The 21,306-nt window shown below is 60.6% G+C and carries 22 protein-coding genes; 12 read left to right on the top strand and 10 right to left on the bottom strand.

Going from position 1 to position 21,306, the window contains the following annotated elements; all coding sequences use genetic code 11:
• Positions 1–75: 75 nt before the first annotated feature.
• From DTP52_RS08410 to DTP52_RS31015, 5 genes are all read left to right on the top strand, one after another.
• A complete protein-coding gene (locus DTP52_RS08410) occupies positions 76–438 on the top strand; it encodes a DUF6124 family protein (protein WP_109752899.1) in 363 nt (120 codons plus the stop codon).
• 164 nt (positions 439–602) lie between these two features.
• Positions 603–1,166 (top strand): NADAR family protein, encoded by a 564-nt coding sequence (locus DTP52_RS08405; RefSeq protein ID WP_109752898.1) that lies wholly within the window; start codon positions 603–605, stop codon positions 1,164–1,166.
• Between the two features lie 141 nt (positions 1,167–1,307).
• Positions 1,308–2,003, top strand: coding sequence for a DUF1963 domain-containing protein (locus tag DTP52_RS08400; protein ID WP_109752897.1), 696 nt, complete (start codon positions 1,308–1,310; stop codon positions 2,001–2,003).
• 71 nt (positions 2,004–2,074) lie between these two features.
• On the top strand, positions 2,075–2,557 hold the full coding sequence (locus DTP52_RS08395) for a hypothetical protein (protein ID WP_109752896.1): 483 nt from the start codon (positions 2,075–2,077) through the stop codon (positions 2,555–2,557).
• A gap of 707 nt (positions 2,558–3,264) precedes the next feature.
• Complete coding sequence (locus tag DTP52_RS31015; protein WP_146206844.1) at positions 3,265–3,471, top strand: hypothetical protein; 207 nt, start codon at positions 3,265–3,267, stop codon at positions 3,469–3,471.
• A gap of 172 nt (positions 3,472–3,643) precedes the next feature.
• Here DTP52_RS31015 and DTP52_RS08390 read toward each other — a convergent pair whose 3' ends face one another.
• The 5 genes from DTP52_RS08390 to def form a co-directional block, all read right to left on the bottom strand.
• On the bottom strand, positions 3,644–3,955 hold the full coding sequence (locus DTP52_RS08390) for a tetratricopeptide repeat protein (protein WP_047229821.1): 312 nt from the start codon (positions 3,953–3,955) through the stop codon (positions 3,644–3,646).
• Between the two features lie 175 nt (positions 3,956–4,130).
• A complete protein-coding gene (gene trkA, locus DTP52_RS08385; RefSeq protein WP_109752895.1) occupies positions 4,131–5,504 on the bottom strand; it encodes a Trk system potassium transporter TrkA in 1,374 nt (457 codons plus the stop codon).
• A gap of 25 nt (positions 5,505–5,529) precedes the next feature.
• Positions 5,530–6,840 carry a 16S rRNA (cytosine(967)-C(5))-methyltransferase RsmB gene (gene rsmB, locus DTP52_RS08380; RefSeq protein WP_109752894.1) on the bottom strand — a complete coding sequence of 437 codons (1,311 nt, stop codon included), beginning with the start codon at positions 6,838–6,840 and terminating at the stop codon, positions 5,530–5,532.
• Positions 6,837–7,796 carry a methionyl-tRNA formyltransferase gene (gene fmt / locus DTP52_RS08375; RefSeq protein WP_109752893.1) on the bottom strand — a complete coding sequence of 320 codons (960 nt, stop codon included), beginning with the start codon at positions 7,794–7,796 and terminating at the stop codon, positions 6,837–6,839. The genes rsmB and fmt overlap by 4 nt, the downstream gene beginning before the upstream one ends.
• Before the next feature lie 71 nt (positions 7,797–7,867).
• A complete protein-coding gene (gene def / locus DTP52_RS08370; RefSeq protein WP_109752892.1) occupies positions 7,868–8,374 on the bottom strand; it encodes a peptide deformylase in 507 nt (168 codons plus the stop codon).
• Between the two features lie 169 nt (positions 8,375–8,543).
• On the opposite strand from def, the gene DTP52_RS08365 reads away from it, so the two are divergent.
• The 3 genes from DTP52_RS08365 to DTP52_RS08355 all read left to right on the top strand — a co-directional run bounded on the left by DTP52_RS08365 (position 8,544) and on the right by DTP52_RS08355 (position 11,363).
• A complete protein-coding gene (locus DTP52_RS08365; RefSeq protein ID WP_109752891.1) occupies positions 8,544–9,569 on the top strand; it encodes a LysM peptidoglycan-binding domain-containing protein in 1,026 nt (341 codons plus the stop codon).
• A gap of 80 nt (positions 9,570–9,649) precedes the next feature.
• Positions 9,650–10,744, top strand: coding sequence for a DNA-processing protein DprA (dprA, locus tag DTP52_RS08360; protein WP_109752890.1), 1,095 nt, complete (start codon positions 9,650–9,652; stop codon positions 10,742–10,744).
• A 61-nt stretch (positions 10,745–10,805) separates the two neighbouring features.
• Positions 10,806–11,363: an L-threonylcarbamoyladenylate synthase gene (locus DTP52_RS08355; protein WP_014335849.1), complete on the top strand. Its 558-nt coding sequence runs from the start codon at positions 10,806–10,808 to the stop codon at positions 11,361–11,363.
• A gap of 287 nt (positions 11,364–11,650) precedes the next feature.
• Here the strand turns inward: DTP52_RS08355 and DTP52_RS08345 are convergent, their stop codons facing one another.
• Positions 11,651–12,628 carry an NADPH:quinone reductase gene (locus DTP52_RS08345; RefSeq protein WP_109752888.1) on the bottom strand — a complete coding sequence of 326 codons (978 nt, stop codon included), beginning with the start codon at positions 12,626–12,628 and terminating at the stop codon, positions 11,651–11,653.
• A gap of 164 nt (positions 12,629–12,792) precedes the next feature.
• Between DTP52_RS08345 and hemF the strand changes: the two genes are divergently transcribed.
• Both hemF and aroE read left to right on the top strand, forming a co-directional pair.
• Positions 12,793–13,707, top strand: a complete 915-nt coding sequence (gene hemF, locus DTP52_RS08340) for an oxygen-dependent coproporphyrinogen oxidase (RefSeq protein WP_109752887.1) — start codon at positions 12,793–12,795, stop codon at positions 13,705–13,707.
• 13 nt (positions 13,708–13,720) lie between these two features.
• Positions 13,721–14,542, top strand: coding sequence for a shikimate dehydrogenase (aroE, locus tag DTP52_RS08335; protein WP_109752886.1), 822 nt, complete (start codon positions 13,721–13,723; stop codon positions 14,540–14,542).
• Positions 14,543–14,671: 129 nt separating this feature from the next.
• On the opposite strand, the gene DTP52_RS08325 is transcribed toward aroE, so the two are convergent.
• The 3 genes from DTP52_RS08325 to betC all read right to left on the bottom strand — a co-directional run bounded on the left by DTP52_RS08325 (position 14,672) and on the right by betC (position 18,851).
• Positions 14,672–16,240 (bottom strand): SulP family inorganic anion transporter, encoded by a 1,569-nt coding sequence (locus tag DTP52_RS08325; protein ID WP_109752885.1) that lies wholly within the window; start codon positions 16,238–16,240, stop codon positions 14,672–14,674.
• 159 nt (positions 16,241–16,399) lie between these two features.
• On the bottom strand, positions 16,400–17,320 hold the full coding sequence (choX, locus tag DTP52_RS08315; protein WP_109752884.1) for a choline ABC transporter substrate-binding protein: 921 nt from the start codon (positions 17,318–17,320) through the stop codon (positions 16,400–16,402).
• Positions 17,321–17,336: 16 nt separating this feature from the next.
• A complete protein-coding gene (gene betC / locus DTP52_RS08310) occupies positions 17,337–18,851 on the bottom strand; it encodes a choline-sulfatase (RefSeq protein WP_109752883.1) in 1,515 nt (504 codons plus the stop codon).
• Positions 18,852–18,965: 114 nt separating this feature from the next.
• Here betC and DTP52_RS08305 point away from each other — a divergent pair, with 114 nt between their 5' ends.
• Positions 18,966–19,916: a LysR family transcriptional regulator gene (locus DTP52_RS08305; protein ID WP_109752882.1), complete on the top strand. Its 951-nt coding sequence runs from the start codon at positions 18,966–18,968 to the stop codon at positions 19,914–19,916.
• A 5-nt stretch (positions 19,917–19,921) separates the two neighbouring features.
• On the opposite strand, the gene DTP52_RS08300 is transcribed toward DTP52_RS08305, so the two are convergent.
• Positions 19,922–20,581: an NAD(P)-dependent oxidoreductase gene (locus DTP52_RS08300; protein ID WP_109752881.1), complete on the bottom strand. Its 660-nt coding sequence runs from the start codon at positions 20,579–20,581 to the stop codon at positions 19,922–19,924.
• A gap of 85 nt (positions 20,582–20,666) precedes the next feature.
• Between DTP52_RS08300 and DTP52_RS08295 the strand changes: the two genes are divergently transcribed.
• Complete coding sequence (locus tag DTP52_RS08295; RefSeq protein WP_109752880.1) at positions 20,667–20,993, top strand: DOPA 4,5-dioxygenase family protein; 327 nt, start codon at positions 20,667–20,669, stop codon at positions 20,991–20,993.
• Positions 20,994–21,306: the final 313 nt, after the last annotated feature.

Raw genomic sequence — 21,306 nt, 5'->3', positions numbered from 1 at the left:
CTACTAACTTGCGCACAGCCGCCACCCTTTCGTTTAGTAGCGAGAGGGTTGCGGCCTAATTGAGAGATTACGTCAATGTTCAAAACGACCCCGAATCCGCCAGAGGCAGATTCCACTTCTACATCCGCAAAATCGAAAGCCAAACAGCAAGACGAAACCACCAAACGCGTGCTCGATCACTACTTGCTACCGAAATCGGATAAATCCCAAGACGACCCCAAACCGGGGCAGCTATTCACCGTCGTGAAAGGCCTCGATAACGAATGCCTGCTCGCCAACCTCACTGAGACGCTGGCTTCGGCTGATGCGATGGTGAGTGATTTGGCGTTTGATCTGGAGGGATCGAGACGTCATGTGGCGCAGGGGATTCAGCAGTTGATTGAGCTGAGTTCGTTGCTGGCGAACCGGGTATTGGATAACGTGGAGCCGCGGCAATAGGATTTAATTCCTCAACGAAAAAACCCGACGTTTTGCGTCGGGTTTTGTTTACGAAGAGTTGCGCGTATGCATCAATCTGTGGACGTTCGACCTACCAAGCTTCGTGGTTGTCTTGGTCAGCACAGTAGCTGTAACTTCGATCTTCAGTTAACGAGGAAATCTCATTGAACGACTCTGAACATCTGAAAGAACTGTGCGCACGTTTCAACTCTGGAGAACATCTGAGCTTTACGTTTTTCTGGGGGCACCAGCGCAGCAAAACTGTCGTCACGGCGTCGTGCTTCAGCCAATGGTTCGAGGCTGGCTTCATTGTCGAGGGGCAACATTACCCGACGGCCGAACACTTCATGATGGCCGAGAAAGCGGCCTTGTTCGACGATCAGGAAATTCGTGCGCAGGTGCTCCAAGCCCCTACTCCTAATGCCGCCAAAGCACTTGGCCGCAACGTGCGCGGATTCAATGATAAGGTTTGGCTGCAACACCGATACGACATTGTCGTTCGAGCGAACCAGGCCAAGTTCTCTCAGAATCCACAGTTGAACGAATATCTTCTACAAACCGGTTCGCGCGTTATTGTCGAAGCCAGCCCGGTTGATAACATCTGGGGTATAGGGCTCGCACAGGACAACGCAGATGCGAACAATCCGAATCAGTGGAAAGGCTTGAATCTGCTGGGGTTTGCACTGATGCAGGTGCGGGACGGGACTAGTACGCCAGCCCCAAGGTAGTGCCCTGACCTTACTCACGAAAAACGCAAAAAACCTTGGCGAACACAGAGAGCGCACAGAGGGGAGAGATTTATTTTCCAGCAAATAAATCTGCCCCCTTTTCAGTATTAATCCTGTAGTAAAAAGGAGGTTTACATCGCCATGGATATCCAGGAAATCAAGCAACGCCTGGCCCGCCCCGCCGTGAAGCTCATTGCCGGCGGCTTTCGTCCTGCCGGCACCGATGAAGAAAGCTGGCTGGGCAATGTATTCCTGTTCCGACCGGATGAAGAGGTGCCCACTAATCAGGCGGGGCAACAGTTGCTCCCCTATGCGCAGTTTTACCTGCCCGCCCTGCCTATCAATAGCCCTCTGCTAGCAGGGGTTCGTGTGCTGACGGTGTTCATTTCAAACCCGTTCCCCGAGCACTTTGAGCCGATGGGGGATAATTGGGTTATCCGCGAGTACGGGCCGGATGATGTGTTGGTGCGCAAGTCTCTGTCGGTGGCAGGTACGTTCCTCAAACCCTTCCCACTGACAGCGCAAGCGGTGCCGGAGGACTTTCCATTGTGGGATGGCGGTGGTGTCCCGGAGGACCTTGAGCAAGCAATCCTCACGCTGGAACGCGCGGGCAAGATCCAAAGCTATTACGACTTGGTCACCCACACCTACGAACACAAGATCGGTGGTTACCCTTCGTTCTGCCAGTCGGGTGTTGATCCGGGTGAAGGCTTCGAGTTTGTGTTCCAGATTTCATCGGACTCGAAGATCAATCTGAACGTGGTCGACAGTGGGAGCCTGATGTTCTGGAAGCACAATGAAACTGGGGAGTGGGCGCTTTATTACGACTTTTACTAGGAGTCGGGGAACAGGTTTATTTTCAGGAGATAAATCCCTTTTTTGTCATCGCTGATCCTCAAAGGAAATACATGACAACCAAACTGCATACCGGGGCGCACGCGGGCTACCGCACTCTCGACTGGCACGATGGATACGACGTTAACCTGGGTGACCTCATACACCAGCTTCCTCAGCTCGTACATGGGCGTTATGTGGCGATTGCTGCGTCGGATAGCGGGCCCTATAGCCTTAGCGCCGTTGAAATCGCTAGCGGGTGGCAACGTGTAGGTGACTTGGCGATCAGTCCTATCATTACGGATATCGATCAGTTGCCCACGCCGGGCTTTGATGAATGGTACGTTTTTGAGCGCTTGCCTGATCGGGCGAGGCTCTCCAAATTCAGCAACGCTATCGCACTTAAACCGTTCGGAGAGAGCGATAAGGTCGACGCGCTCTGGGCACAAATTGAAGATTTACAACCCGTGCATGCTCTGCTTGGCGCCTGTCGCCTCTTACTGATAACTCAAGACGCAGCAATATATGAGAGCGTGCTTACGTTCTATTCAACCTAAGGGTTGAGGTGTTGTCTTGGGGAAACGGGAACAGACCACGAATATGAAACAGTCCGATTACAGGTGAGCCCAAATCGTGGTCTGTCCCCCGGTTTCTTCTTTCTCGTACACCTTAAAAGCGCAGTGGATAGGCGACCCCAGCGCCACAAGGCCAGTGGAGTTGTCACGTGTGATTTGCATCCAAGAGTTTGAACCGTTCGTCGCCACTGTTATCTCTGACAGGAGACAGCGGCTTTCCTTTAATCTTGAATGAGGGTGCACAGCAGGAAAAACCCTGTATTAAATGTTTCCGTTCAGGGATAGATAGCTTGTGCTTAAAAGATCACACCCAACCCAGTGAGGAATTTTAAATGAGAGTTATTCTGAACGTCGCAGGTCAAGGCTCAGTTGACAGTTCCGCCTTCATCAGCTGGATGCTACCAAGCCCTGGAGATAAGGTCTGGGGATATTGGGGAAATGCAACATATACAGTCAAACAAAGAACATATAATTTCACTAAAGAGGGCACAGGCTCTCACATCTCTATTGAACTTGAATAGGATTAGCTACTATCGGTTGAGCTCAGGAGCGCTACAATATGGAGAGCCATGAGAACTGGATGCATCAGGCGTATAACATAGAGAAGACTCCTGTTCACAGTCACTTCCTTCAAGGATTGGAAGGGTTGTACTAAGGATAATCACAACCAGATTCATGAGGAGCTAAAAATGGCTAATAAAATCACGTTGTCTTATATAGAGCCAAATGGTAATAAATATTATGACACCGCTGCTATCCTCGAAATGATTCCATATCCTGGTGATAACGTTACGGGATTTTGGGAACAAAATTCTTACCGCGTAAAAGATCGAAAACAAGTATTTGATTCGTCAGGTACAGGTTCCCATATTGAAATTCACCTAGAATATACATAACCGCCTATTGATCGAGAGCAGACGCTCTACCATGTTGCCAACTATCCCGAAACCCAAACTTCATTGCTTGCAGTCTTTGTTTCGGCTAAAAGCGGCCAGAGGATTGGCCGCTTTTCTATGAGTGCTTCGCACTCAAGCGGGAGCAAGCTCCCTCGCCACGAGGGGGTGGGTGTCAGGGGTGGCGATCCAGTTTTTTGAGGAACACCGTCATTTCCTTTTCGGCCTGTTTGTCGCCATGGGCGCGGGCGGCTTCAAGGCCTTGTTCCCAGGCTTGGCGGGCGGCTGGTAGGTCGCCTTGGCCTTGATGGGCTTTGCCCAATAGTTTCCATGCAGCCGAATACTTGGGATCGAGTTCGACGCAGCGTTGGAAATGTTCGGCTGCCCGGGCGAATTCGCCGAGGTCCAGGTAGCCCTTGCCCAGGCCGAAGCGCAGCAGTGAGTTATCCACACCCTTGGCGAGCATTTTTTCCAGGGAGTCGAGCATGGGGAAGGTCCTCTGGGGTTGTGTCAGTGATTGGTCTGTCGAGTGTTAGATAGCTATCGCGAGCAGGCTCGCTCCCACAGAGGATCGCCATTGCTCACAAATACTGTGAACACCTCCCCCTTGTGGGAGCGAGCCTGCTCGCGATGAGGCCCTTCCTGTCACTGCATACTTTGGATCAGAAGAAACTCAACCCCACATGGAACAGCTTCTCGACGTCGCGAATGTGCTTCTTGTCCACCAGGAACAGGATCACATGGTCGCCGGTCTGGATCATGGTGTCGTCATGGGCGATCAGCACTTCTTCGTCGCGGATGATCGCGCCGATGGTGGTGCCGGGGGGCAGGCCGATATCGCGGATGGCCTTGCCGATGACTTTGCTGGACTTGGCGTCGCCGTGGGCAATCGCCTCGATGGCTTCGGCCGCGCCGCGGCGCAGGGAGTGCACGCTGACGATGTCGCCGCGGCGCACGTGGGCGAGCAAGGTGCCGATGGTTGCCAGTTGCGGGCTGATGGCGATGTCGATGTCACCGCCCTGGATCAGGTCGACGTAGGCTGGGTTGTTGATGATGGTCATGACCTTCTTCGCCCCCAGGCGCTTGGCCAGCAGCGACGACATGATGTTGGCTTCGTCGTCGTTGGTCAGGGCCAGGAAGATGTCGGCGTCGGCGATGTTTTCTTCCAGCAGCAGGTCGCGGTCCGAGGCACTGCCTTGCAATACCACGGTGCTGTCGAGGGTGTCCGAGAGGTAGCGGCAGCGGGCCGGATTCATCTCGATGATCTTGACCTGATAGCGGCCTTCGATGGCTTCGGCCAGGCGTTCGCCGATCTGCCCGCCGCCGGCGATGACGATGCGTTTGTAGTTCTCGTCCAGGCGACGCATTTCGCTCATGACCGCGCGAATGTTCGCCTTGGCGGCGATGAAGAACACTTCGTCGTCGGCTTCGATCACCGTGTCGCCCTGGGGCAGGATCGGTCGGTCACGACGGAAGATCGCCGCGACCCGGGTCTCGACATTCGGCATGTGCTCGCGCAACTGGCGCAGCTGCTGGCCCACCAGCGGCCCGCCGTAGTAGGCCTTGACCGCCACCAGTTGCGCCTTGCCTTCGGCGAAGTCGATCACCTGCAAGGCGCCCGGGTGTTGGATCAGGCGCTTGATGTAGTTGGTCACCACCTGCTCGGGGCTGATCAGCACGTCTACCGGGATCGCTTCGTTGTCGAACAGGTCGGCGCGGGTCAGGTAGGCCGCTTCGCGCACCCGGGCGATCTTGGTCGGGGTGTGGAACAACGTATGGGCCACCTGGCAGGCGACCATGTTGGTTTCGTCGCTGTTGGTCACGGCCACGAGCATGTCGGCATCGTCGGCGCCGGCCTGGCGCAGCACTGTCGGCAACGAGCCCCGGCCTTGTACGGTACGGATGTCGAGGCGGTCGCCGAGGTCGCGCAGGCGTTCGCCGTCGGTGTCGACCACGGTGATGTCGTTGGCCTCGCTGGCCAGGTGTTCCGCCAGCGAACCACCGACCTGCCCTGCGCCGAGGATGATGATTTTCATCCACTCACTCCCTATCGAATCGGTTTTAACCGCGTGCGGCGGCGATCTTGATCAGCTTGGCGTAGTAGAACCCGTCATGCCCACCTTCCTGGGCCAGCAACTGGCGGCCATGGGGCTGCTTGAGGCCGGCCTGGCTGGCGATGTCCAGCTCCCGGGCGCCCGGGGTGCGGGCGAGGAAGGCGTCGATCACTTCGGTGTTCTCGGTCGGCAAGGTCGAACAGGTGGCGTAGAGCAGCATGCCGCCCACTTCCAGGGTCAACCACAGGGCGTCGAGCAGTTCGCCCTGCAACACGGCCAGTGCGGCGATGTCGTCCGGCTGGCGGGTCAGCTTGATGTCTGGATGGCGGCGGATCACACCGGTGGCCGAGCATGGCGCGTCGAGGAGGATGCGCTGGAACGGTTTGCCATCCCACCAGGTTGCAGTGTCGCGACCGTCGGCGGCGATCAGTTCGGCCTCCAGGCCCAGGCGTTCGAGGTTTTCCTTCACCCGCACCAGGCGCTTGGCTTCCAGGTCCACCGCCACCACGCCGGCCAGCTTTGGCTCGATCTCGAGGATGTGACAAGTCTTGCCACCCGGCGCGCAGCAGGCGTCCAGCACCCGTTGGCCGGGCGCCAGTTCCAGCAGGTCGGCGGCCAGTTGGGCGGCTTCGTCCTGGACGCTGATCCAGCCCTCGGCGAAACCCGGCAGTGCGCGCACATCGCCGGGGGTTTCCAGCACGATACCGTCGCGGCTGTACCGGCACGGGATGGCCGGGATACCCGCCTCGCCCAGCAACGCCAGGTAGGCATCGCGGCTATGGTGGCGACGGTTGACCCGCAGGATCATCGGCGGATGGGCATTGTTGGCCGCGCAGATGGCTTCCCATTGTTCGGGCCAGAACGCCTTCAGGGATTTCTGCAACCAGCGCGGGTGGGCGGTGCGCACCACCGGATCGTGTTCCAGTTCGGCCAGCAGGGTTTCGCTTTCTCGCTGGGCGCGGCGCAACACGGCATTGAGCAGGGCCTTGGCCCAGGGCTTTTTCAGCTTGTCGGCGCAGCCCACGGTTTCGCCGATGGCGGCGTGGGCGGGGACGCGGGTGTAGAGCAGTTGATAGAGCCCCACCAGCAGCAGCGCCTCGACGTCGGCATCGGCGGCCTTGAACGGCTTCTGCAACAGCTTGGCCGCCAGGGCCGACAAGCGCGGCTGCCAACGGGCGGTGCCGAATGCCAGGTCCTGGGTGAAACCGCGATCACGGTCTTCCACCTTGTCCAGCTGGGTCGGCAGGGAACTGTTGAGCGAGGCTTTGCCGTTGAGGACGGCAGCCAGTGCCTTGGCGGCGGCCAGACGTGGGTTCATGAGGCGTCCGCCGCTTGGCCCAGGACCGTGCCGACGGCAAATTTCTCACGGCGGCTGTTGAACAAATCGCTGAAGTTCAGCGCCTTGCCGCCGGGCAGTTGCAGACGTGTCAGGCACAACGCCTGCTCACCGCAGGCCACCACCAGACCGTCCTTGCTGGCACTGAGGATTTCACCCGGTGTGCCCTTGCCTTCGGTGCGGCTGGCGGCCAGCACTTTCAGGGCTTCGCCGTTCAAGGTGCTGTGGCAGATCGGCCAGGGGTTGAAGGCCCTTACCAGGCGCTCCAGCTCGATGGCCGGGCGGCTCCAGTCGATGCGGGCCTCGTCCTTGTTCAGTTTGTGCGCGTAGGTGGCGAGGCTGTCATCCTGCACTTCGCCTTCCAGCGTGCCGGCGGCCAGGCCGGCAATGGCCTGGACCACGGCCGGCGGGCCGATCAGCGCGAGGCGGTCGTGCAGGCTGCCGCCGGTGTCTTCGGCGCTGATGGGGGTGCTGACCTTGAGCAGCATCGGCCCGGTGTCCAGGCCGGCTTCCATGCGCATCACCGTGACGCCGCTCATCGCATCGCCGGCTTCCACGGCGCGCTGGATCGGCGCCGCACCGCGCCAGCGCGGCAGCAGCGAGGCGTGGCTGTTGATGCAACCCAGGCGCGGGATGTCCAGCACCACTTGGGGCAGGATCAGGCCGTAGGCGACCACCACCATCAAGTCCGGCTTCAGCGCCGCCAGTTCGGCCTGGGCTTGGGCGTCGCGCAGGGTCGGCGGCTGCAACACCTCGATGCCGTGCTCCAGGGCCAGTTGCTTGACCGGGCTGGGCATCAGTTTTTGCCCGCGACCGGCCGGGCGATCCGGCTGGGTGTAGACCGCGACGATTTCGTGGGGGCTGGCCAGCAGGGCCTTGAGGTGTTCGGCGGCAAATTCGGGAGTGCCGGCAAAGACGATGCGCAGTGGCTCAGTCATGGGAAGCTCTCAGTTACAAAGCAGTCGCAAAAAGAAAAAGGCTTGCCGCGGCAAGCCTTTGAAGGAGGGCATCAAGCATTCTGGCGATGAAGTTTTTCCAGTTTTTTCTTGATCCGGTCACGCTTGAGGGTGGACAGGTAATCGACGAACAACTTGCCGTTGAGGTGGTCACACTCGTGCTGGATGCACACCGCCAGCAGGCCTTCGGCGATCAGTTCGTAAGGTTGGCCGTCGCGGTCCAGGGCCTTGATCTTGACCTTCTGCGGGCGGTCGACGTTTTCGTAGAAGCCCGGCACCGAGAGGCAGCCTTCCTGGTATTGGTCCATCTCGTCGGTCAGGGTTTCGAACTCGGGGTTGATGAACACCCGCGGCTCGCTGCGGTTTTCGGAAAGGTCCATCACGACGATACGCTTGTGCACGTTGACCTGGGTCGCGGCAAGGCCGATGCCTGGCGCCTCATACATTGTTTCAAACATGTCGTCGACCAACTGACGCACTTCGTCGTCCACTACGGCCACCGGTTTGGCGATAGTGCGCAGGCGCGGGTCCGGAAATTCGAGAATGTTCAAAATGGCCATAAGCTTGATAAATGCACGTGTGAGGTAAAGTCGGGTGGCTGGCCTGGCGTGTCTTGGGATGCAGGCTACCGTTGTAAAACGTTGCTCTTGTGAAGAATAGCGCCTCACGGAGCGAGCCACGGGGGCTCTGGCGTTTTACGCGAACGCACATAATAAAGGGATTCACCGCATGAGGAAATCACTACTCGCCCTGCTGCTCCTGGCCTCGGCCGGTATCGCGCACGGGCAAGTGCAACTTCGGGAAGGTTTTCCCCAGCAATACACGGTGGTGACGGGGGACACACTCTGGGACATTTCCGGCAAATACCTGCGCGAGCCGTGGAAATGGCCGGAGCTCTGGCAGGCCAACCCGCAAATCGAAAACCCCAACCTGATCTATCCCGGCGATACCCTGTCGCTGGTCTACGTCAACGGCCAGCCGCGCCTGACCCTCAATCGCGGCGCCTCGCGCGGCACGATCAAGCTGTCGCCGCGCATTCGCAGCTCGCCGGTGGCCGATGCCATCCCGAGCATCCCGTTGCAAGCCATCAACAGTTTTTTGCTGAGCAATCGCATCGTCGACACGCCTGAGGAATTCAACAAGGCGCCGTACATCGTCGCCGGCAACGCCGAGCGGGTCCTCAGCGGCATGGGGGATCGGGTCTTTGCCCGTGGCTCGTTCGATGCGGGCCAGTCGGCCTACGGCATCTTCCGCCAGGGCAAGGTCTACACCGACCCCGAGACCAAGGAATTTTTGGGCATCAACGCCGACGACATCGGCGGCGGCGAGGTGGTCGCTACCGAAGGCGACGTCACCACCCTGGCCCTGCAACGCACCACTCAGGAAGTGCGCCTGGGTGATCGCCTGTTCAGCGGCGAAGAGCGCTCGATCAATTCGACGTTCATGCCCAGCGCGCCGAAATCGGACATCAACGGGTTGATCCTGGACGTGCCCCGGGGCGTGACCCAGATCGGCGCGCTGGACGTGGTCACCCTGAACAAAGGCCGCCGTGACGGTCTGACCGAAGGCAATGTGCTGGCGGTGATGAAGACCGGTGAAACCGTACGCGACCGCATCACCGGCGAGTCGGTGAAAATCCCCGATGAGCGGGCCGGCCTGCTGATGGTGTTCCGCACTTACGACAAGCTCAGCTACGGCCTGGTGCTGTACGCCTCGCGCTCGTTGGCAGTGCTCGACAAGGTCCGTAATCCATAACGGGTCTCACAAGTTACCAACAGAGTTATCCACAGCTTGTTCCCGTTTGTACGGGGCTTATAACGGTCAAGGATGATCGCATGTCACTACCTGAATCTGCTCCGGTTTCCCCTGCGGAACTGGAGGCCCGGCTACGCCTTCACCGCTTGCCGGAACTGGGACCCAAGCGGTTCATGACCCTGATGGAGGCCTTCGGCTCGGCGTCCAAGGCCATCAGTGCACCGGCCAGCGCCTGGCGCGCATTGGGCTTGCCGCTGGCCTGCGCCGAGGCCCGGCGCAGCCCGGATGTGCGTGACGGCGCCGCCCACGCATTGGCCTGGCTAGAGCGCGCGGGCCAGCATTTACTGATGTGGGACCAACCCGACTACCCGGCGCTGCTGGCGCAAATCAGCGACGCGCCGCCACTGCTGTTCGTCGCTGGCGATGCCACCATTCTGGAAAAACCCCAGCTGGCGATGGTCGGCAGTCGCCGGGCATCGCGGCCAGGCATGGACACCGCGGCGGCGTTTTCCCGAAGCCTGGCCGGGGCCGGTTTCGTCATCACCAGCGGCTTGGCCCTGGGCATTGATGCGGCGGCTCATCAGGCGGCGCTGGATGTGGGCGGGCGCACCGTCGGGGTGCTGGGCACCGGCCTGGAAAATTTTTATCCACAGCGCAATCGTCGGCTGGCGGACGCGATGATTGCCCAAGGCAGCGCGGTAGTGTCGGAGTTCCCGTTGGACGCCGCGCCCCATGCCAGCAACTTTCCGCGTCGCAACCGGATCATCAGCGGTTTGTCCCTGGGTGTGCTGGTGGTCGAGGCCAGTGTCGCCAGCGGCTCGCTGATCACCGCCCGACTGGCGGCAGAACAGGGCCGCGAGGTGTACGCCATCCCTGGATCGATCCATCACCCCGGGGCCCGAGGCTGCCATCAGTTGATCCGCGACGGTGCGGCACTGGTGGAAACCGTCGAGCACATCCTTGAGGCGCTGCGCGGTTGGCAACAGTTACCGCCGGCCTCGGAACCCGTGCCCGTTACCCATCCGCTGCTACGCCTGCTGCATGCCGCGCCGCTGAGCAGCGAGGCGTTGGCCGACGCCAGCGGTTGGGGTTTGCCCAAGGTGCTGGCGGCGCTGACCGAGCTGGAAATGGAAGGACGCGCCACCTGCGACAACGGACGCTGGTTCGCGCGCTAGGTTTTATGAGGAAGATCGGTAAACTGCCCACAGCCTTATTTGCGTTGCGGGAGAATCTTTCATGGTCAACAGTTGGCGTGTGCAACAAGCCGCGCGAGAAATTCGCGCCGGGGCGGTGATTGCCTATCCAACCGAAGCGGTATGGGGCCTGGGCTGCGACCCGTGGAACGAGGAGGCGGTGGAACGCCTGCTGGCGATCAAGTCGCGGCTGCCCGACAAGGGGCTGATCCTGGTGGCGGACAACATCCACCAGTTCGACTTTCTGTTCGAAGACTTCCCCGAAACCTGGATGGACCGCATGGCCAGCACCTGGCCCGGGCCCAATACCTGGCTGGTGCCGCACCAGAACCTGTTGCCCGAATGGATCACCGGCGTGCATGACACCGTCGCGCTGCGGGTCAGCGATCATCCCACCGTGCGCGACTTGTGCTCGTTGGTGGGCCCGCTGGTGTCCACCTCGGCCAACCCGCAAGGGCGCCCGGCGGCGCGCACGCGGATTCGCGTCGAGCAGTATTTTCGCGGGCAGATCGACCTGGTGTTGGGCGGCAACCTGGGCGGGCGCAAGAACCCCAGCGTGATTCGTGACCTGGCGACCGGCAAAGTGGTGCGGCCGGACTAGGCGCGAACACACATCCCCTCTTCGACACAGATCCCATGTGGGAGCGGGCTTGCTCGCGAAGGCGCCGGCACATCCAACATTGATGCAAGCTGACCCACCGCTTTCGCGAGCAAGCCCGCTCCCACAAAGGTTTGTGGTGAACACAGTATTTATGAACACCACAGAATGAATGTGGGAGCGAGCCTGCTCGCGAAAGCGGTGGGTCAGTTAGCATTGATGTTGGCTGACATACCGCTATCGCGAACAGGCTCGCTCCCACAGGTTTTTCAATCCAGGATCACCGAATTTCAGGGCAGGAGAATGGTCGACCCGGTCGTGCGCCGTGCCGACAACTCGGTATGAGCCTTGGCCGCTTCCGCCAGTGGATAACGCTGGTTGATGTCCACCGTGATCTTGCCGCTATTGATCATCCCGAACAGCTCATCGGCCATGCGTTGCAGGTTTTCGGCGTTGTTGGCGTAAGTCGCCAGGGTCGGGCGGGTGACGTACAGCGAGCCCTTGGCCGAGAGAATCCCCAGGTTCACCCCTTCCACCGCACCCGAGGCATTGCCGAAGCTGACCACCAGGCCACGGGGGGCGACGCTGTCCAGGGAGGTCAGCCAGGTGTCCTTGCCCACTCCGTCGTACACCACGGGCACTTTCTTGCCATCAGTCAGCTCCAGCACCCGCTGTACGACGTTTTCCTTGCTGTAGTCGATGGTTTCCCAGGCGCCATGGGCTTTGGCGATGGCGGCTTTTTCCGGCGAACTGACGGTGCCGATCAGCTTCACGCCCAGGGCCTTGGCCCACTGGCAGGCCAAGGACCCCACGCCACCGGCGGCGGCGTGGAACAGGATGGTTTCGCCACCCTTGAGTTCATAGGTCTGGCGCAACAGGTATTGCACGGTCAGGCCCTTGAGCATCACGCCAGCGGCCTGTTCGAAACTGATGGATTCGGGCAGGTGCACCAGGTTGGCCTCGGGCAACACATGCACCTCGCTGTAGGCCCCCAGTGGGCCGCTGCCGTACGCCACCCGGTCGCCGACCTTGAACCGCGTGACATCTGAACCGACCGCCTCGACCACACCCGCGCCCTCGGCCCCCAGTCCCGACGGCAACGCTGGCGGCGGATAAAGACCGCTGCGGTAGTAGGTGTCGATGAAATTCAGGCCGATCGCCTTGTTGTTGACGCGCACCTGCTGCGGGCCCGGCTCGGCAGGCTGGTAGCCGACGTACTCGAGCACTTCGGGACCGCCGTGGGAACTGAACTGGATACGTTTGGCCATCTTCACTTTCTCCTTGTCGCGGGACTTTTAACCAAGCCTTCTATCGGACTCCTAAGCTTGACCGTCGTCAACTGTGGTGTCGGCAAGTGCGGTGGTATCCTGTGCGCCCATTTGCCACCGGCCCGCTATACGCCGCGTAGCGTAGCCCTGAACAAGGTGATGTCATGTCCACTCGCACCGAGGCCGTGAAAGCCTACCTGCTCGACTTGCAAGACCGTATCTGCACCGCCCTGGAAACCGAGGACGGCGGCACTCGCTTCGTCGAAGATGCCTGGACCCGGCCAGCCGGTGGTGGCGGTCGCACGCGCGTGATCGAAAACGGCACGGTGATCGAAAAGGGCGGCGTCAACTTTTCCCACGTCTTCGGCAGTGGCCTGCCACCCTCGGCCAGCGCCCATCGGCCGGAACTGGCCGGGCGCGGCTTCGAAGCCCTGGGCGTGTCGCTGGTGATCCACCCGCACAACCCCCATGTGCCGACCTCCCACGCCAACGTGCGGTTCTTCATCGCCGAGAAGGAAGGCGAAGAGCCGGTCTGGTGGTTTGGCGGCGGCTTCGACCTGACGCCGTACTACGGCGTGGAAGAAGACTGCGTCCATTGGCACCGTGTCGCCGAGCAGGCCTGCGCGCCGTTCGGCCCCGAGGTGTATCCGCGCTACAAGGCCTGGTGCGACAGCTACTTCCACCTCAAGCATCGCAACGAGCCCCGGGGCATTGGCGGCCTGTTTTTCGATGACCTGAACGAGTGGGGTTTCGACACCTGCTTCGCCTTCATTCGCGCCATCGGCGACGCCTACATCGAGGCGTACCTGCCGATCGTGCGCCGCCGCAAGCACGACGCGTTCACCGCCAAACAGCGGGAGTTCCAGGAGTTTCGCCGTGGACGCTACGTGGAATTCAACCTGGTCTACGACCGCGGCACCCTGTTCGGGCTGCAATCGGGCGGGCGTACCGAATCGATCCTGATGTCGCTGCCGCCGCAAGTGCGCTGGGGCTATGACTGGAAAGCCGAGCCGGGCAGCGAAGAAGCGCGGCTGACCGAGTATTTCCTGCAGGATCGCGATTGGCTGGCGACGGCCTGAACGAGGATTATCCATGGACCGCTACGTTGTAATGGGTAACCCGATCGGCCACAGCAAGTCGCCGTTGATCCATCGCCTGTTTGCCGAGCAGACCGGACAAACCCTGGACTACAGCACGCTGCTGGCGCCCCTGGAGGATTTCGTCGGCTGCGCCCGGGAATTTTTCCGCGAAGGTCGTGGGGCAAATGTCACGGTGCCGTTCAAGGAGGACGCCTTCCGCCTGGCCGACAGCCTGACCGAACGCGCCCAGCGGGCCGGGGCGGTCAATACGTTGAGCAAACTGGCTGACGGTCGCCTGCTGGGGGACAACACCGACGGCGCCGGGCTGGTCCGGGACCTGACCGTCAACGCCGGCTTCTGCCTCAAGGGCAAGCGCATCCTGTTGCTGGGCGCCGGCGGTGCGGTGCGTGGCGCCCTGGAACCCGTGCTGGCCGAAGCGCCGGCCTCGGTGATCATCGCCAACCGCACGCTGGAAAAAGCCGAATTGCTGGCCGAGTTGTTCGCCGATCTGGGCCCGGTTTCCGCCAGCGGGTTCGATTGGCTGCAAGAACCGGTGGACCTGATCATCAATGCCACCTCCGCAAGCCTGTCGGGGGACGTGCCGCCGATTGCCACTAGCTTGATCGAGCCCGGCAAGACGGTTTGCTACGACATGATGTATGGCAAGGAACCGACCTCATTCTGCCGTTGGGCCAGCGAACACGGTGCGGCGGTGGCGATGGATGGCCTGGGCATGTTGGCCGAACAGGCGGGCGAAGCCTTCTACCTGTGGCGCGGGGTTCGCCCGGACACTGCGCCGGTGCTGGCCGAGTTGCGCCGCCAGTTGGCACTTTAAGCTGTTGTGGGAGCAAAGCTTGCTCGCGACGCAGGCGCCTCGGTTTCCAAAAGACCGCGTCGTATTCATCGCGAGCAAGCTTTGCTCCCACAAGTCCTCTTGCACCAAGTTTTGTGTGCCTGAGCCTGATCAGTCCTCAAAGTGAATCGGGCACTTCTGCGCCCCCTCCAACTTCAGCAACTCCTCCACCACCTGGGGCCGGGCCATGCGCAAGGTCAGGCTACGTCCTTGGCTAAGCAGGCGCCGGGCTTCCTGATGGAGCATTTCCACGCCGGAATAATCGATGAAGTTGATCTGCTGGGCATCGATGACCACCCGCTGCGCCTGCAACCGTTGCAGGCGCGCTTGCAGGTAATGGCTGGCCCCGAAAAAGATCGAGCCGCCGACCCGCAGGATCTCCGCTTCCCCTTCGCGAAAATGCTGCACTCGCGGCTGCGAGGTGCGCTTGAGGTAAAAGAACAGCGAGGCCAACACACCGGCATAGATGGCGGTTTGCAGCTCCAGCAGCAACGTGGCCAGGCAGGTCAGGCTCATCACCACGAATTCGGCACGGCTGACCCGGTACAACGCGCGGAGGCCGCGATGGTCCACCAGCCCCCAGGCGATCAACAGAATGCTGCCGGCCATGGCTGGAATCGGGATGTGCGCGATCAGATTCGCCCCGGCGACCGCAAACAACGCCACCCACAAGGCCGAGAACACCCCGGCCAACGGCGAGCAGGCCCCGGCTTCATAGCTGAGGCCGGAACGGGTAAAGGAACCGGCTGACAATGACCCGGAGAAAAATCCGCCAACGATGTTGGAAAGCCCCTGCGCCCTCACCTCCTGATTCGCATCGAGCAACTGCCCGGAACGCACCGACAACGAGCGGGCGATGGACAGACTGGTGACCAACCCGAGCATGCCCACCGCGACCGCACCGGGCAGCAGGCGCAGGATCAACTCCAGGTCCAGCGGCAGCGGCGTAAACGGTGGCAGGCGCCCGGCAAAGGCACTGACCAGCGCCACATGCCCGAACATCGCCGGCCACAGCCAGACCACCAGGCTGCTGATGACCAAGGTTATCAACAGGCTCGGCCAACGTGGCAGCAAGCGCTTGAGCACCACACCCAGCACCAAAGTGCCGATTCCCAGCAGCAACGACGGCTTATCCACAGCCTCGATGTGGCTGAGCAACATCAGCAGGCCTTTCAACGCCGTGGCTTCGTTCGGCAGGTCGAGACCCAGCAGGTTCGGCAACTGCCCCAGCGCAATGACCACCGCCGCCCCCAGGGTGAACCCCAGCACCACCGAGTGCGAGACGAAATTCACCAGCGCGCCGAACCGCAACAGCCCCAGCAGCCATTGGAAAATACCGGCCAACACTGTCAGTAACAGGATCAAGGTCACGTAGTCATCAGTGGCGGGCACGGCCAGAGGGCTGACGCTGGCATACAGGACGATGGAAATCGCCGCCGTAGGACCGCAGATCAGATGCCAGGACGAGCCCCACAAACAAGCGATCAACACCGGGACAATCGCCGCGTACAAGCCGTATTCAGGTGGCAAACCGGCAATCAGGGCGTAGGCGATGGATTGCGGCAACGCGAGAATCGCGCCGCTGAGGCCAACGATCAGGTCACGGCCGACACTGGCACGGGTCTGCCGGGGCAGCCAGTTCAGGAAAGGCAAGAGTGAACGGCGCGTGGGGATTGCCATGGGGCCTCAAGGATGGGGTTTGGCGCAAGAGTATCAGGTGAACCAATGTGGCGAGGGAGCTTGCTCCCGCTCGGTCGCGCAGCGGCCGCAAAAATTGGGACCGCTGCGCAGTTCAGCGGGAGCAAGCTCCCTCGCCACAAAAGCGGCTCGCGATTATGCCTAGAGCTTGGCCTTCACCGCCGCCAACGCATCCTTGCCGTCCACCGTCTTCACGCCGTCCAGCCACTTATCCAGCACCGCCGGATTCGCCTTGATCCAGGCCTTGGCCGCATCGGCGTTGCTGACTTTGTTGTTCACCACCTCGGACATGATGCTGTTTTCCATTTCCTGGGTGAAGCTCAGGTTGGTCAACAGCTTGCCAACGTTCGGACAGGCCTGTGCATAACCCTTGCGGGTCAAGGTATAGACGCTACCGGTGTCGCCGAAGTACTTCTCGCCACCCTTGAGGTAGTGCATTTTCAGTTGCACGTTCATCGGGTGCGGGGTCCAGCCGAGGAAGGTCACGAACTTCTGTTTCTTCACGGCCCGGGAAACTTCCGCCAGCATCGCCTGTTCGCTGGATTCCACCAGTTTCCATTCGCCCATGCCGAAGTCATTGGTCTTGATGATTTCTTTCAGGGAGAGGTTGGCCGGGGCGCCGGAACCGATGCCGTAGATCTTCTTCTCGAACTTGTCGGCAAATTTGTTCAGGTCGGCAAAGTTATGCACACCCGCGTCCCAGACATAGTCCGGTACCGCCAGGGTGAATTCCGTACCGTCCAGGTTCTTGGCCAATTGCGTGACATCGCCGGTGGCGACGAACTTGTCGTAGAAACCCTGCTGCGCCGGCATCCAGTTACCCAGGAACACATCCACCTGGCCGTCCTTGAGGCCACCGAAGGTGATGGGCACCGCAAGGGTGTCGACCTTGGCCTTGTAGCCCATCCCGTCCAGCAGGAAACCGGTGATCGCATTGGTCGCGGCGATGTCGCTCCAGCCCGGGTCGGCCATCTTCACGGTTTCGCAGCTTTGCTCGGCCCACGCCGAAACACTGCTCAACGCCAACAGCCCGGCGGTCAGTACTGTGGATAACTTTTGCATGTGCGTGCCCCTTACGTTATTGGTTTTGGCAGGGTTGTGGATAACGGGCCTTGCGCTCCAGATCGTCGAGGTCGATGTGGTTACGCATGTACTGCTGGCTGGCGTCCACCAGCGGCTGGTGGTCCCAGCTCTTGAGTTTGCCCAGGGTCAGCGCCTGGGCGACGAAACGGCGGCGGCGCTGGCTGGCGAGCACCTGTTGGTGAATCGTCGGAATGTCCCATTTGGCGCGCGCCTCGGCGAGAAAATCGGCGAACACGGATTGATGCTCGGGGGATTGGCTGAGATTTTCCAGTTCCTTCGGGTCGTTGCGCACGTCGAACAGCAGGCATGGGTCATCTTCGCTGTAGATGAATTTCCACGGGCCGCGGCGGATCATCATCAATGGGCCGATGGTGCCTTCGGCCATGTATTCACCGAAGACTTCGTCATGCCCGCCCTGCCCTTGCAGATGCGGCACCAGTGAGCGGCCATCCAGCGGCAAGCCCGGCTCCAGCGTGCCGCCGGCCAGCTCCACCAGGGTCGGCAGCAAGTCGGCGGTGGACACGGCTGCGCTCACCCGGCCGCTGGCGAACTGCCCCGGCGCACTGATCAGCAACGGTACGCGGGCAGCCATTTCGAACCAGTGCATTTTGTACCAGAGGCCCTTTTCGCCGAGCATGTCCCCATGATCGCCGGAGAACACGATGATGGTGTCGTCCAGCAAACCGGTGTCTTCCAGGGTTTGCAGGAGTTTGCCGACGTTGCTGTCGATGTAGCTGCAGGCGCCGAAGTAGGCACGACGGGCATCACGAATCTTATCCACAGGCAGTGGCTTGTCCCACAGGTCATAGACCTTCAGCAGTCGCTGGGAATGTGGATCGAGTTCTGTTTGCGCCGGGGTCTGCGGCAAAGGGATGTCGTTGTCGTCATACAAATCCCAGAACGCCTTGGGAATCGTGTACGGGTCGTGTGGGTGGGTCATCGATACGGTGAGGCAAAACGGCTGGTCACCGTCCTCGCGGATGTGGTCGAACAGGTACTGCTGGGCCTTGAACACCACTTCTTCATCGAAATCCAGCTGGTTGGTGCGCACGCACGGCCCGGCTTGCAACACCGACGACATGTTGTGGTACCAACTCGGCCGCACATCCGGCTCGTCCCAGTTCACCGCCCAGCCGTAGTCGGCCGGGTAAATGTCACTGGTCAAGCGCTCTTCGTAGCCGTGCAACTGGTCCGGCCCGCAAAAGTGCATCTTGCCGGACAGCGCCGTGCGATAGCCAAGGCGCCGCAGGTAATGGGCGTAGGTCGGCACGTCCGCCGGGAAATCCGCCGCGTTGTCGTACGCACCGATCTTGCTCGGCAATTGGCCGCTCACCAGGGTAAAACGCGACGGGGCGCAAAGTGGGCTGTTGCAATAGGCGGCGTCGAATACCACGCCCTCAGAGGCGAGGCGCGACAGGTTGGGCAACTTGATCGGTGAAGGGCCGTAGATCGGCAACATTGGCGCGGCCATTTGATCGGCCATGATGAAAAGAATGTTCTTGCGCTTCATGTATTCGCGGCATTCCATAGTAGGCAGTTATGCGACATTGCTGCGATTGAGCATGTAGCCCCCGGGTTTTGGGGTAAAGCCCATACAGGATAATGACTAGGATAAGCACAGCTTATGTATGACGCCCTGGGTGACCTGTCTCTGGAACTGTTCCGCGCCTTTGAAGCCGCGGCGCGCCAGCAAAGCTTCACGGCGGCGGCGATTGAGCTGGGCACCACGCAACCGGCCATCAGCCAACAGATCAAACGCCTGGAAGAGCAACTGGGTACGCGGCTGTTCGACCGCATCTACCGCGGCATCGAACTGACCGAGGCCGGGACGATCCTGTTCGAGCAGGTACAGGCCGGCTTGCAGAGCATCGATGCCGGGTTGAGCGCGATCACCGCCCAACATCAACACGAAGTGCTGCAAGTCGCCACGGACTTCGCGTTCGCCGCCTATTGGCTGATGCCGCGCCTGCATCGCTTTCACGCGGCCAACCCGCAGGTGGACGTCAGCCTGGTGACCAGCGAGCGCAACCACAACATGCTCCGGACCGATATCGACGTTGCCGTGCTATTCGGCGATGGTCGCTTCAAACAAGGCGAAAGTCGCTGGCTATTCAGCGAAGAAGTCTTTCCCGTGTGCAGCCCGCTGCTACTCAAGGAACGCCCCCTGCCCTTGCCCGCCCAGGACTTGGCGGAATTTCCGTTGCTGCACCTGCGCGCGGGTAACAGCAGTAGCTGGTTCGACTGGAGTGGCGTATTTCGCGAGCTGGGCATCACTTCGCCGCCGGCGCCAGGGCAGTTGCGCTTCGACAACTACACATTGCTGATCCAGGCGGCGATTGGCGGCCAGGGCGTGGCCATCGGCTGGCGTCACCTTGTGGATAACTTATTGGCACAGGGGCTGCTGTGTCGTCCGATCGCTGAAACGGTGCTGTCGCGGCTGGGGTATTACGTGGTCTTGCCCCAGCGTAAACGGCGCGGCGTATTGATCAGGCAATTCGTGGATTGGCTGATGGAAGAACAGGCCAACAGTGCCGAGTCGCTGACGGGCTTGCCGCTGCCTTCCATTGCCGTTTAACGCGCCTACACGGCCGCGACAAAGCTGACGTGCTCGCCCACATGCAGGTTCAGATGCAGCTCATCGGCGATGCCGACCGCCACCCGGTTGAGCCGCTCCAGGGATTCGGCCATTCCAGGCTCCAGGCTCGTACTGACTTGGCTGAAATGCTCGATGCCCAAGCCTGGCGCGGCGTAAGGCGCATTGATCAAGGTCCATTGCAAGGTGCTGTTCTTCAGCGCATCGAGCACTTCTTCGGCGGCATGGCGCTGCAAATCGTCATCCGTCGGCTCTTCGTCGAGCACGGCGAAGTCACCCACCAGGAACAGCCGTGGAATATTCACCGCCTGCATGCCGGCGATCAGTGAATCCACAGCCAATACTTGCTCTACGGGGCCGGGAATCAATGTGCGCTCCACTTGTTCGCTGTTCATCGGCAACCCTGGCGCATTCAACAGACACACCACGGCACTGGCGCCGGCCACACTCTGCTTGACCCGCTCGGGGTCGAAAAGATCACCGGTCTTGGTCCGCAAGCCCGGGCGTGGAGCCAGGGCGGTGAGATCGTCGAGAATGGCGATGACTTCGTGCTGGCGCCGTAGCATTTCAGCCATCAACGCACTGCCGAGACTACTCATGGCACCATAGAGCACCACTTTGATGACCGGGGTTTCGGCGTTTTTCATGGCTGTTTTTCCTTTTTTTCCGCGTATAAGGCCTCTGACCCGCGGAAAACGGCGAGGGTTCGGCCTCTTTTTCAAGGAGTGACAGATGCAGCGGATCAAGGGCTACCACGCCCACGTGTATTTCGACGCCAATACCCTCGACCAGGCCCGGGCCCTGTGCGAGGAAGCGGCGCAACTGTTCCCGCTGAAAATGGGCCGCGTCCACCAACGCCCGGTCGGCCCGCACCCGGACTGGAGCTGTCAGCTGGCGTTCGATCCGCAGTACATCGGCGTGGTCCTGCCGTGGCTGGCTCTCAATCGCAAGGGGTTGGTGATTTTCATGCACCCGGACACCGGCGACGACTTGATGGACCACACCGAGCACGCGATCTGGATGGGCGCGGTGCGGCCGTTGAATCTTTCAGCATTTTGATTGACCGGTGGCGCACCGATTTTCTGTGGGAGCAAAGCTTGCTCGCGATGAAGTTGACGCATTCCCGCTTGAGAGCTGCGGCGTTTTTATCGCGAGCAAGCTTTGCTCCCACAAGTAAACCTCGCCCCTCACAGAAAAACTCCATTGTCTGCGGCGAAAGCTTGCTGAAAGCTAGCGCGATTAGGATCGCCCCCACTACCGGCAAAAGACCGGTGGCCAGAGGCGAGCTCCAAAGGCTCGTTCGGCCCCTTTACAACAACAATGGTGATTCTGATGTCCGCTGCTACCCGTCCCGCTGCACCCACTCCATCCG

It is taken from the genome of Pseudomonas sp. 43mfcvi1.1 (genome assembly GCF_900115935.1).
GTDB classification, from domain to species: Bacteria; Pseudomonadota; Gammaproteobacteria; order Pseudomonadales; family Pseudomonadaceae; genus Aquipseudomonas; species Aquipseudomonas bijieensis.
This window is presented reverse-complemented; position numbering and strand designations above follow the sequence as displayed.

Bases quoted from the DNA above. Each gene is read 5' to 3' on its own strand.
- DTP52_RS08410 (WP_109752899.1), top strand. From the start codon at position 76: ATGTTCAAAACGACCCCGAATCCGCCAGAGGCAGATTCCACTTCTACA.
- DTP52_RS08400 (WP_109752897.1), top strand. From the start codon at position 1,308: ATGGATATCCAGGAAATCAAGCAACGCCTGGCCCGCCCCGCCGTGAAG.
- DTP52_RS08395 (WP_109752896.1), top strand. From the start codon at position 2,075: ATGACAACCAAACTGCATACCGGGGCGCACGCGGGCTACCGCACTCTC.
- DTP52_RS31015 (WP_146206844.1), top strand. From the start codon at position 3,265: ATGGCTAATAAAATCACGTTGTCTTATATAGAGCCAAATGGTAATAAA.
- DTP52_RS08390 (WP_047229821.1), bottom strand. From the start codon at position 3,955: ATGCTCGACTCCCTGGAAAAAATGCTCGCCAAGGGTGTGGATAACTCA.
- trkA (WP_109752895.1), bottom strand. From the start codon at position 5,504: ATGAAAATCATCATCCTCGGCGCAGGGCAGGTCGGTGGTTCGCTGGCG.
- rsmB (WP_109752894.1), bottom strand. From the start codon at position 6,840: ATGAACCCACGTCTGGCCGCCGCCAAGGCACTGGCTGCCGTCCTCAAC.
- fmt (WP_109752893.1), bottom strand. From the start codon at position 7,796: ATGACTGAGCCACTGCGCATCGTCTTTGCCGGCACTCCCGAATTTGCC.
- def (WP_109752892.1), bottom strand. From the start codon at position 8,374: ATGGCCATTTTGAACATTCTCGAATTTCCGGACCCGCGCCTGCGCACT.
- DTP52_RS08365 (WP_109752891.1), top strand. From the start codon at position 8,544: ATGAGGAAATCACTACTCGCCCTGCTGCTCCTGGCCTCGGCCGGTATC.
- dprA (WP_109752890.1), top strand. From the start codon at position 9,650: ATGTCACTACCTGAATCTGCTCCGGTTTCCCCTGCGGAACTGGAGGCC.
- DTP52_RS08355 (WP_014335849.1), top strand. From the start codon at position 10,806: ATGGTCAACAGTTGGCGTGTGCAACAAGCCGCGCGAGAAATTCGCGCC.
- DTP52_RS08345 (WP_109752888.1), bottom strand. From the start codon at position 12,628: ATGGCCAAACGTATCCAGTTCAGTTCCCACGGCGGTCCCGAAGTGCTC.
- hemF (WP_109752887.1), top strand. From the start codon at position 12,793: ATGTCCACTCGCACCGAGGCCGTGAAAGCCTACCTGCTCGACTTGCAA.
- aroE (WP_109752886.1), top strand. From the start codon at position 13,721: ATGGACCGCTACGTTGTAATGGGTAACCCGATCGGCCACAGCAAGTCG.
- DTP52_RS08325 (WP_109752885.1), bottom strand. From the start codon at position 16,240: ATGGCAATCCCCACGCGCCGTTCACTCTTGCCTTTCCTGAACTGGCTG.
- choX (WP_109752884.1), bottom strand. From the start codon at position 17,320: ATGCAAAAGTTATCCACAGTACTGACCGCCGGGCTGTTGGCGTTGAGC.
- betC (WP_109752883.1), bottom strand. From the start codon at position 18,851: ATGAAGCGCAAGAACATTCTTTTCATCATGGCCGATCAAATGGCCGCG.
- DTP52_RS08305 (WP_109752882.1), top strand. From the start codon at position 18,966: ATGTATGACGCCCTGGGTGACCTGTCTCTGGAACTGTTCCGCGCCTTT.
- DTP52_RS08300 (WP_109752881.1), bottom strand. From the start codon at position 20,581: ATGAAAAACGCCGAAACCCCGGTCATCAAAGTGGTGCTCTATGGTGCC.
- DTP52_RS08295 (WP_109752880.1), top strand. From the start codon at position 20,667: ATGCAGCGGATCAAGGGCTACCACGCCCACGTGTATTTCGACGCCAAT.